The 10,413-nt window shown below is 63.9% G+C and carries 9 protein-coding genes; 1 reads left to right on the top strand and 8 read right to left on the bottom strand.

Annotation, left to right across the window (positions count from 1 at the left end; genetic code table 11):
• Nucleotides 1–87: 87 nt before the first annotated feature.
• Nucleotides 88–1,293 carry an acetyl-CoA C-acetyltransferase gene (locus ACK4OE_RS12300; RefSeq protein WP_409885097.1) on the bottom strand — a complete coding sequence of 402 codons (1,206 nt, stop codon included), beginning with the start codon at nucleotides 1,291–1,293 and terminating at the stop codon, nucleotides 88–90.
• A gap of 146 nt (nucleotides 1,294–1,439) precedes the next feature.
• Here ACK4OE_RS12300 and ACK4OE_RS12295 point away from each other — a divergent pair, with 146 nt between their 5' ends.
• Nucleotides 1,440–1,742 (top strand): hypothetical protein, encoded by a 303-nt coding sequence (locus ACK4OE_RS12295; RefSeq protein WP_225581100.1) that lies wholly within the window; start codon nucleotides 1,440–1,442, stop codon nucleotides 1,740–1,742.
• 84 nt (nucleotides 1,743–1,826) lie between these two features.
• On the opposite strand, the gene ACK4OE_RS12290 is transcribed toward ACK4OE_RS12295, so the two are convergent.
• From ACK4OE_RS12290 to ACK4OE_RS12260, 7 genes are all read right to left on the bottom strand, one after another.
• On the bottom strand, nucleotides 1,827–2,990 hold the full coding sequence (locus tag ACK4OE_RS12290; protein ID WP_409885096.1) for an acyl-CoA dehydrogenase family protein: 1,164 nt from the start codon (nucleotides 2,988–2,990) through the stop codon (nucleotides 1,827–1,829).
• A gap of 128 nt (nucleotides 2,991–3,118) precedes the next feature.
• Nucleotides 3,119–4,282 (bottom strand): ABC transporter substrate-binding protein, encoded by a 1,164-nt coding sequence (locus tag ACK4OE_RS12285; protein WP_409885095.1) that lies wholly within the window; start codon nucleotides 4,280–4,282, stop codon nucleotides 3,119–3,121.
• Between the two features lie 200 nt (nucleotides 4,283–4,482).
• Nucleotides 4,483–6,339 carry an AMP-dependent synthetase/ligase gene (locus tag ACK4OE_RS12280; RefSeq protein WP_409885094.1) on the bottom strand — a complete coding sequence of 619 codons (1,857 nt, stop codon included), beginning with the start codon at nucleotides 6,337–6,339 and terminating at the stop codon, nucleotides 4,483–4,485.
• A gap of 7 nt (nucleotides 6,340–6,346) precedes the next feature.
• On the bottom strand, nucleotides 6,347–7,165 hold the full coding sequence (locus ACK4OE_RS12275) for an ABC transporter ATP-binding protein (RefSeq protein ID WP_409885093.1): 819 nt from the start codon (nucleotides 7,163–7,165) through the stop codon (nucleotides 6,347–6,349).
• 61 nt (nucleotides 7,166–7,226) lie between these two features.
• Nucleotides 7,227–8,066: an ABC transporter ATP-binding protein gene (locus ACK4OE_RS12270; RefSeq protein ID WP_409885092.1), complete on the bottom strand. Its 840-nt coding sequence runs from the start codon at nucleotides 8,064–8,066 to the stop codon at nucleotides 7,227–7,229.
• A 169-nt stretch (nucleotides 8,067–8,235) separates the two neighbouring features.
• The gene (locus ACK4OE_RS12265; RefSeq protein ID WP_409885091.1) at nucleotides 8,236–9,312 is read right to left on the bottom strand and encodes a branched-chain amino acid ABC transporter permease; all 1,077 of its coding nucleotides are present in this window, start codon (nucleotides 9,310–9,312) and stop codon (nucleotides 8,236–8,238) included.
• Nucleotides 9,313–9,316: 4 nt separating this feature from the next.
• Nucleotides 9,317–10,192 (bottom strand): branched-chain amino acid ABC transporter permease, encoded by an 876-nt coding sequence (locus ACK4OE_RS12260; protein ID WP_409885090.1) that lies wholly within the window; start codon nucleotides 10,190–10,192, stop codon nucleotides 9,317–9,319.
• Nucleotides 10,193–10,413: the final 221 nt, after the last annotated feature.

The following is a 10,413-nucleotide window of genomic DNA, read 5'->3' as shown; positions in this document are numbered from 1 at the left end:
TTTGCCAGGCCAGTGGCGTCGTCCCCCTTCCCATCGCGCAGCGATGAGAGAAGGGGGAAGCGGCGCAGCCGCTCAGGGGGTTGTTCCTCATACGCGTTCAACGATGGTGGCGATACCCATGCCGCCGCCCACGCACAGCGTGGCCAGACCATAGCGCTGCCCCCGGCGGTGCAGCTCGTCAATCAGGGTGCCGAGGATCATGGCGCCCGTGGCGCCCAGCGGGTGGCCCATGGCGATGGCGCCGCCGTTCACGTTGACCTTGTCGTGCGGCACACCTAGCTCGCCCATGAAGCGCATGGGGACGGCGGCAAAGGCCTCGTTCACTTCGAACAGGTCGATCTGGTCGATGGTCATTCCCGCACGGGCCAGCGCTTTCTTGGCGGCGGGCACGGGGCCGGTGAGCATGATGGTGGGGTCGGCCCCGCTGAGCGCCGTGGCCACGATGCGTGCGCGGGGCGTGAGGCTGTGGGCCTTGGCCGCGGCCTCGTTGCCGATGAGCACTGCGGCAGCGCCGTCCACAATGCCGGACGAGTTGCCCGCGTGGTGCACGTGGTGGATGCGCTCTACCTGCGGGTAGCGCTGCAGCGCCACGGCGTCAAAGCCCATGCCGCCCAGTTGCTCAAACGAGGCCTTGAGCGCGCCCAGGCCTTCCAGCGTGGTTTGGGGCTTGATGAATTCGTCCTCGGCCAGGATGGTCTGTCCGATGAAGTCGCGCACGGGCACGACCGAATTTTTGAAGTAGCCCGCCGCGCGCGCGGCGGTGGCGCGGCGCTGCGATTCGAGCGCGAAGGCGTCCACATCGGCGCGGGTGTAGCCGTCCAGCGTGGCGATCAGGTCGGCGCCGATGCCCTGGGGCACGAACAGCGTGGCGGAGTTGGTGGCGGGGTCTTGCGCCCAGGCGCCGCCGTCGGAGCCGATGGGCACGCGGCTCATGCTTTCCACGCCACCGGCCACCACCAGGTCTTCCCAGCCGCTGCGCACCTTTTGCGCGGCCAGGTTCACGGCCTCCAGGCCCGATGCGCAGAAGCGGTTGACCTGCACGCCCGCGCAGCGAAAGTCCCAACCGGCCTTGAGTGCGGCCACCTTCGGTAAAACCGAACCCTGCTCGCCCACGGGCGAGACGATGCCCATGACCACGTCGTCCACTGCCGCCGTGTCGAAGCGGTGGCGTGCCTGTAGCTCAGTGAGCAGGCCCGCGAGCAGGTCGATGGGCTTGACCTCGTGCAGGGTGCCGTCCTTCTTGCCCTTGCCACGCGGGGTGCGCAGCGCATCGAATACATAGGCTTCGGTCATGAATGGTCTCCGGTGGTTTCTTTAAACTTCAAGTAGGTACCGTGGTGAAGCAGCTGGGCTGGCCCACGCCGCTACAAGGTGCTTTCTGACGCGGGTGCAGTGGTTTTTGCACTATCTTTCGGCGGTTGCTATCTACATTTCTGGCTATGGAACGAAATACATCCCCTGCATTGCAGCGCATCGCGCGCAGCGCTATCGAATACGACGACACGCGCGAAGGGTTTGCGCTGGAGCACCATGTGGTTCTCGCCGCTTCCAGCGCGCTGGCGGTGGCGGCCTTCATGGCGCCCAGCCGCAGCTCCGCAGCCATACGCGGCATTGGCGCGGGTTTGCTGCTGATGCGTGCCCTGAGCGGCAGCCAGGGTGTGCGCTCCTGGTTGAATGTCACGGACCGCCGCCCCGGCGCGCCGCTCAGCCCCGAGGAAGCCCGCGCCGCCTGGTATCTGTAACTGCGTTCGGCGCCCGTCGTGGCGTAGTCCGTGGCGTTGGTCACGGCGACATTCATCGCGTGGGTCATGGCACCGTTCATGGCGCTATTTGCCCAGGCCCATGGCGCGCGCAATCACTTCTTTCATGATCTCGTTCGTGCCGCCGTAGATGCGTTGCACGCGCGCATCGGCGTAGGCGCGGGTGATGGGGTATTCCCACATGTAGCCATAGCCGCCAAACAGCTGCACGCATTCGTCCATGACTCTGCACTGCAGGTCGGTCGTCCAGTACTTGGCCATGCTGGCGGTTTCGGTGTCTAGCTGCTCGCGCACGATCAGCTCGCAGCATTTGTCCACAAACACGCGGGCCACCTGCACCTGGGTCTGCAGCTCGGCCAGGGTGTGGCGGGTGTTCTGAAATGACGCCACGCTCTGCCCGAACACCTTGCGCTGCTTGACATAGTCCACCGTCCAGTCGATGGCGGCCTGCGCTGCGGCCACGGCGGTAATGGCGATCTGCAGCCGCTCCCACGGCAACTGCTCCATCAGGCAGATGAACCCGCGCCCTTCCATGGCCGGGCCGCCCAGCAGGTTGTCCACGGGCACCTTCACGTCGGTGAAGAACAGCTCGGAGGTGTCTTGTGCCTTCATGCCCATCTTCTTGAGGCGCTGGCCTTTTTCAAAACCGGGCATGCCGCGCTCCACCAGCAACAGGCTGGTGCCCTTGGCGCCAGCGGCGGGGTCGGTCTTGGCGACCACGATCACCAGGTCGGCATGCCAGCCGTTGGTGATGAAGGTCTTGCTGCCGTTCAGCACATAGTGCGACCCGTCCGCACTCTTGATGGCGGTGGTCTTGATGCCCTGCAGGTCGCTGCCCGCCGCAGGCTCGCTCATGGCGATGGCTCCCACCACGGCGCCGGTGGCCATCTGCGGCAGGTAGCGGCGCTTTTGCGCTTCGGTGCCGTAATGCAGGATGTACGGCGCCACTATCTCGCTGTGCAGCCCAAAGCCGATGCCAGTGGTGCCAGCGCGTGCCAGCTCTTCCATCTGCGCCACCGAATAGAGCTTGTCGGCCCCGGCGCCGCCGTATTCCTCGGGCAGGCTCATGCACAGGAAGCCGTGGGCGCCCGCCTGGTTCCACACTTCGCGGGCCACGTAGCCCTGGTCTTCCCACTGGTCGTGGAAGGGCACCACTTCCTTGTCGATGAAGCGGCGAAAGCTGTCGGCAAAGGCCTGGTGGTCGGGCTGGAAGAGGGTGCGTTCGATCATGGTGTTCGGTTCAGTCTATTTATGCAAAGTTACTGCTTGGTTAAATTCTGCCACCGACGGTCTGAAAACGCACCCTTTGAAACAGCAAGGCCGCCCAAAGGCGGCCTGCTGAGAGACATTGCGGTGGGCTACTTCACGTAGTCAGACACCACTTTCCATTTGCCATCGGTGATCTGCGACAGGCGCGAGAGGTCGCTGCCCAGGCGCTTTTGCGGGCCGTAGGTGGCCTCCGCGCTGCCGAACATGTCGGGCGGTATCACCATGGTGTCCATGGCCTTGATAAAGCTGTCGGTGCTGAGGCTGGGGCCGGCCTTCTGGGCGGCTCTGATGAAGGCGTCTACCGCGCTATAGCCGTACACCGAGAACACCGTAGGGTCTTCGTTGAACTTGGTCTTGTACTTGTTGGCCCAGAAGCGGATAGGCTGGCTGGCCTCGTCCAGATAGGGGTGCTGTACCGTCATGGTGGCGTACAGGCCATCCATGGGCTTGCCGCCCAGCTTGTGGATCAGGTCGGTGTACGCCGCGCTGGAGCCCAGGAACGTGGGGTTGAAGCCTGTCTTGCGCGACTCGCCAATGGTGCCAATGGTCTCGCGGATGATGGTGCCCAGAATCACAAAGTCGCACTCCGAGGACTTCATCTTGGCGACCTGCGAAGAGAAGTCGGTGGCGCCGCGCTTGTATGAAGTCTTCTCGGTGAACTCCATGCCGATGGACTTGAGGGCGGCCTCGCCGCCACGCATCACCTCCAGGCCAAACTCATCGTCCTGGTAAATGGTGCAGACCTTCTTGGCACCCTTTTCCTTGATGAGCTTGGGTGCTGCCAGGCGGATCTGGTCGTAGTAGGTGGCAGCAAACGAATACTTGAGCTTGTGGAAGGGCTCATACATTTCACGCGCTGCGGTCACGGGGAAGAAGTTGATCACGTTCTTGCTGAACTGCACGGGCATGGCGGCCAGGTTCTGCGCCGTGCCGATGTGCGCGATCATCATGAAGATCTTGTCCTGGTTCACCAGCTTTTGCGCGGCCAGCACGGCTTTCTTGGGGTCGTAGCCCGAGTCTTCCACCTTCAGGTCGAGCTTGCGGCCGTTGATGCCACCTTGCTCGTTGGCCTCGTCCACGCGCAGCATCATGCCCAGCCGCACCTGTTTGCCAAACCCCGCCAGCGGCCCCGACAAATCCTGGATGGACCCCAGCGTGATGGTGTCTTTGCTCACGCCCTGGCTGGGCTGCGCCTGTACAGCGCCCGCAGCCATGGCCACGGTGGCCAGCGCGGCAATGTGATGAAGTTTCATGGCACGTCTCCTTCGGTTGGATCGAACTCGGTTGCTCGTTATAGAACGATGCCCAGGGTGGGGCACCAGCACTTTCCCTATCTCGAACTGCGCTTTGGCTAGCGGTGTGCCCTGGCTTCGACAGGCTCAGCCCGAACGGTGGGGGGCAAACCTCAACGCGCTCAGAGTCCGTTCAGCCTAAGCCTGTCGAAGGCCGGTCCCTACCGGTACATCGCTTCTATCTGCGGCGCGTACTTCTGCTGCACCAGCTTGCGCTTGAGCTTCATGGTGGGCGTCAGCTCCTCATCTTCCGCCGTGAGCTGTGTGTCCAGCAGGAAGAATTTTTTGATCTGCTCCACCCGCGCAAACTTGGCGTTCACGCGGTCGATCTCGGCCTGGATCAGCTCCTGCACCTCGCGCGTGCGGGTCAGGCTGGCGTAGTTGGAGAACGGCACGTCGTTGTCCTGCGCGTACTTCTCCACGTTCTCCTGGTCGATCATGATGATCACCGTCAGATACGGCAGCTTGTCGCCAATCACCACCGCATCGGTGATGTAGGGGCTGAACTTGAGTTCGTTCTCCAGCTCGCTGGGCGTGATGTTTTTTCCGCCCGCAGTGATGATGATGTCCTTCATGCGGTCGGTAATGCGCAGGTAGCCGTCGGCGTCGATCAGGCCCACATCGCCCGTGTGCAGCCAGCCGTCGGGGTCGATGGTTTCGGCCGTCTTTTCGGGCAGGTTGAGATAGCCCTTGAAAACATTGGGGCCGCGCACCTGGATCTCGCCAGTGGCAGGATCGATGCGCACCTCGTTGTAGCTGGCTGCGGGGCCAATGGAGCCCGGCCGCATGCGGTTAGCGGGCACACCGGTGGCGGCGCCGCAGGTCTCCGTCATGCCCCACACCTCCAGCATGGGCAAGCCCAGAGCCAGGTACCACTTCACCAGATCGGGCGAGATGGGCGCAGCGCCGGTGACGAGAAAACGCGCGCGGTGGATGCCGATGAGCTTGCGCACATTGTTCAGCGCGAGCCACCGTGCGATCTGGAACTGCACCTTGAGGCCGCCGCCCACCGGCTGGCCCGCCAGCACCTTGTCGGCAATGCGTGTGCCAACGCCGATGGACCAGGCATACGCCACCTGCTGCATACGCGTGGATTCCTTCAGCGCAATCATCACGCCCGAGTAGAACTTTTCCCATACACGCGGCACGGCGGTGAACACGGTGGGCGCAATCTCGCGCACGTTTTCGGGTACCGTGTCGGGGTTCTCCACAAAATTCAGCTTGGCCCCGGTGTACAGCGAAAAGTACTCGCCGCCCATGCGCTCGGCAATGTGGCACAGCGGAAGAAAACACATGGTCTCGTCCGCCTCGCTGCGAGAGATGAGTGTGTTGTAGCCGCGTACGGTGTAAGTGAGCGCAGCGTGCGTGTGCATGGCGCCCTTGGGCTTGCCCGTGGTGCCCGAGGTGTAGACGAGGATGGCTACGTCGTCGGGCTGGCAGGCCTGCACGCGGCGCTGGATCTCGTCGGGGTGCTGCTGGTTGAAGGCCCGGCCCAGCTCGCGCAGGGCAGAGAGGCTGAGCACATCGGGGTCGTCCAGGCCGCGCAGGCCCTCCATGTCGAACACCACAATCTTGCGCAACAGGGGCAATCCATCCCGCACCTCCAGCGCCTTGTCGAGCTGCTCGTCGTCTTCCACAAACAACACGCGGGTGGCGGAGTCCTCGCTCAGGTAGTGCACCTGCGCCGCAGCATCGGTGGGGTAGATGCCGTTAGACACGCCGCCACAGCTGAGCACCGCCAGGTCGGCCAGCACCCATTCGATGTTGGTGTTCGACAGGATGGACGTGCACTCGCCTGGCGCAAAACCCAGCGACATGAGGCCGCCCGCGATCTCACGCACGGCCTCACCGGTCTGGTCCCAGGTCCAGCTCTTCCAGATGCCTAGCTCTTTCTGCCGCATCCACACGCGCGGCCCGCGCTCGGCCACGGCGTTCCAGAACATGGCGGGGATGGTGTCGCCCGCGAGCACGTCGGTGCCTGCGGGCTGGATGTGAGAAAGGTCCCAGAGATTGCTCATGCCGTCCTCATCTCCAAGTTTTCTTCTTTTTCCAGCGTCGCTCGCCACGCACGCCGACATCCTTCATGCCCAGGTAGAACTCCTTGATGTCGTCCTTCTCGCGCAGGCGCTCGCAGCTGTCTTCCATCACGATGCGGCCGTTTTCCAACACGTAGCCGTAGTCCGATGCGTTGAGTGCCATGTTGGCGTTTTGCTCCACCAGCAAGATGGTGGTGCCGCGCTCGCGGTTGATACGCACCACGATCTCGAAGATCTCCTTGGTCAGCTTGGGGCTCAGGCCCAGGCTGGGCTCGTCGAGCAGGATAAGTTGCGGGTTGGCCATCAGCGCACGTGATATCGCCAGCATCTGCTGCTGCCCGCCCGAGAGTAACCCTGCGTCCTGCGCGGTGCGCTCCTTCAGGATGGGGAAATAGCCGAACACGGTTTCGATGTCGCGCGCCACCGCGTCGCTGTCACTGCGGGTGTAGGCGCCCATCAGCAGGTTGTCGCGCACCGACAGCAGAGGGAACACCTCGCGCCCCTCGGGCACGTGCATGAGGCCCCGGCGCACGATGGCGGCTGGGTCGTTGGCGGTGATGTCTGTGCCTTCGAACTCGATGGAGCCCTTGCGCGGGTCGATGATGCCGCTGATGGTCTTGAGGATCGTCGTCTTGCCTGCGCCGTTGCTGCCCAGCACGGCGGCGATCTCGCCGCGCCGCACTTGCAGGCTTACGCCGCGGATCGCCTTGATGGGGCCGTAGGCGCTCTCCACGTTCTGCAGGCGCAGCAGGGGCTGGTCAGCCGTTGCTGCGGCGGGAGTATTGACGGCGGCAAGCACGGCGCTCATTCGGAAACCTCCGTGCTGCGCACTACGGTGCGAGCTTGCTTGGGGCGGCCCGGCGCGGCGCTCATGTCCGAATCCCCATGCTGGAGCCCGCAGGGCGGCGCAGGTTGCTCACATCGTCCACCGTGCCCAGGTAGGCCTCGATCACGCCGGGGTGCGCCTGCACCTCGCGCGGCGTTCCCATGGCCACCACCTCGCCCTGGTTCATGGCCAGCACGCGGTCAGACACCTTGGAGACCAGCGACATGTCGTGCTCCACCATCAATACAGTGATGCCCAGCTCGTGCTGGATGTCCTGAATCCAGAAGGCCATGTCTTCGGTCTCCTCCACGTTCAGGCCCGACGAGGGCTCGTCGAGCAGCAGCAGCTGCGGCTCGGTGCACAGCGCGCGGGCCAGCTCCACCACCTTGCGCACGCCGTAAGGCAGCCCGGCCACCAGCGTGTCGCGGTAGTGCTGCAGGTCCAGAAAGTCGATGATCTGCTCGGCCTTCTCGCGGGCTCGCACCTCGGCGTTGCGCACCTTGGGGGTAAAGAACATGTCGGCCCACAAGCCCGTCTCGCGTTCCGTGTGGCGGCCGATCAGCAGGTTGTGCAGCACGCTGGCGTGCTCAAAGAGTTCGATGTTCTGGAACGTGCGTGCAATGCCCAGCCCGGCCACCTTGTGTGGCGGCTGGTCCGTCAGCGGCAGCAGGGCACCGCCCGGGCCTGCGTAGGCAATGGTGCCAGCGGTGGGCGTGTAGATGCGGCTGATGAGGTTGAACACCGTCGTCTTGCCCGCACCGTTGGGGCCGATGAGGGTGAAGACCTCGCCACGGCGCACGTCAAAGCTCACGTTGTTGACCGCCAGCACGCCGCCAAAGCGGACGCTGAGGTTTTGGGCGCTCAGAAGCACGTCGGTCGTCATACCGCCCCCTCCATGGCGCTCGCAGTGCTGCACGTGGATTGAGACTGGCGCGGCCCATACCAGGAACGCCGAGCAAGGGCCGCCCCGCAGCGAGGGCGTTGTCCCCTTGCCCGCGCAGCGCAGCGAAGCGAGAGCGGGGGGAAGGCGCGAAGCGACTCAGGGGGGTGTCTCATTTCAACCTATCGGACTTCTGGAATGACTTCTGCCGCTTGAACATACCCTGGCGGTAGAACGGAAACATCTGCAGCCAGGTGCGTACCTTGAGCCAGCGTCCGTACAGGCCCATGGGCTCGAACAACACGAAGATGATGAGCACGGCGCCGTACACCACGGCCTGCAGCCCGGGCGCCTGGCCGATGGCGGCGGGCAGCCAGTCCTTGCCCAGTGAAATCATCTGCGGCATGGTGATGAGGAAGATGGCCCCCAGGAACGCGCCGTGCACCGACCCCAGCCCGCCGATCACGATCATCAGAAGCAGGTCGATGGACTGCAGGATGTTGAACTGGTCGGGCGAGATGAACTGCAGCTTGTGCGCATACAGCGCGCCGCCCACGCCCGCCAGCGCGGCAGAGAGCGAGAACGACAGCGTCTTGTAGCGCGCCAGGTGAATGCCCATGCTCTGCGCCGAAATCTCTGAATCACGGATGGCCACAAACGCCCGGCCCGTGGGTGAGCGCAGCAGGTTCAGGATGCCCAGCGTGCTGACCACGGCAATCACGAGGCACAGAAAGTAGAACGACTCGGTGGATTCGAACTTGAAGCCAAAGATTTCGGGCGGCACCAAGTGCTTGCCGGAGTTGCCGCCGGTGACCGACTCCCACCGGGCAAACACCTCTTCGACGATGAAACCGAACGACAGCGTCGCCATGCCCAGGTAGATGCCCTTGACCCGCAGCGCGGGTAAGCCCACCACCACACCCACTGCCGCCGACAGCCCCGCTGCACAGGCCAGCGACAGCGCAAACGGCCAGCCCATGCCGGTCAGCACCGCCTGCGTGTACGCCCCAACACCCAGAAACGCCGCGTGCCCCAGCGAGAACTGCCCGGTAAACCCGGCCAGCAGCATCAACCCCAGGCCCACGATGCCGTAGATGAGCACAAAAGTGAGCTGCGCCAGCCAGTACTCTGGCGCCACCCAGGGGGCGGCGACCAGGGCCAGGCACAGCAGGCTGTACCAGAACACATGCCCGCCATGTTTGGCCAGGCGCAGGTCTTGTTCGTAGCTGGTCTTGAAGATGAATCTCATGGGGTCACACCTTCTTGCGCAGCTTTTCGCCGAACAACCCGTTGGGTTTGACCATCAGCATGATGAGCACCACGATGTACGCCGCCGTGTCCTTGAACCCGTCGGGTAAGTAAAAGCCCGAGAGCGATTCGACAATGCCGATGACCAGCCCGCCCACGATGGCTCCGGGCAGGCTGCCAAAGCCGCCCACCACGGCGGCCGGGAAGGCCTTGAGCCCGATGAGCCCCATGTTGGCGTGCACAAAGGTGATGGGCGCCAACAGCAGCCCGGCCACGGCAGCCACAGCAGCGGCCAGCCCCCAGGCCAGCCCATTCAGGCGCTGCACGGGGATGCCCATGTAATAGGCGGCCAGCTGGTTCTGCGACGAGGCCTGCATGGCCACCCCGAGCTTGCTGTAGCGGAACATGGCAAACAGCAGCACGCACAGCACGCCGGTGGCCCCGATCACCACCAGCTGCTCGGCGCTGAGCACCAGAGTGCCCAGGCGCAGTGACATGTCCTTGTAGGGCACGGGCAATGTGTGGGTGTCGGTGCCGATGTTGGGAATCATCGTCACCAGCCCGCGCAGCATGTAGCCGATGCCGATGGTGAGCATGACGATGGAAAAAGCCGGCTGGCCCAGGATGGGGCGGATCACCGCGCGCTCCAGCACCGTGCCGAACAGCCCCATGGCGATGATGCTGGCCAGCACCGCCACCCAGAAGGGAAAGCCCAGCACCGTCATCAGCGCAAGGCCCAGGAACGCGCCCAGCATCATTAGCTCGCCCTGGGCAAAGCTCACGGTTTCGGTGGCCTTGTAGATGAGCACGAAGCCGAGCGCGATCAGCCCATAGATGCACCCCTGAGAGATACCGCTGATCAACAGTTGCACAAATTGCACACTGGCTCTCCAGATTATTTTTACAAAGCAGGTGCTTTGCATAAATGATGGTGCCTGCGCCGGGTACACACCGCACTCGGGGCTAACCCTGATGGAGTGCGGTCCAGGAGGCTGCGCATATTGACCCACTGCAGTGCGGGGCGCAATAAGGGTTGTGTCCGATATGGCAGGTGGGCCGCGCGGGGCGCACCCGTGCAGGCCCATACCAGGGTCTGAAACGC

This window comes from Acidovorax sp., from assembly GCF_046314175.1.
GTDB lineage: Bacteria > Pseudomonadota > Gammaproteobacteria > Burkholderiales > Burkholderiaceae_C > Acidovorax.
This window is presented reverse-complemented; position numbering and strand designations above follow the sequence as displayed.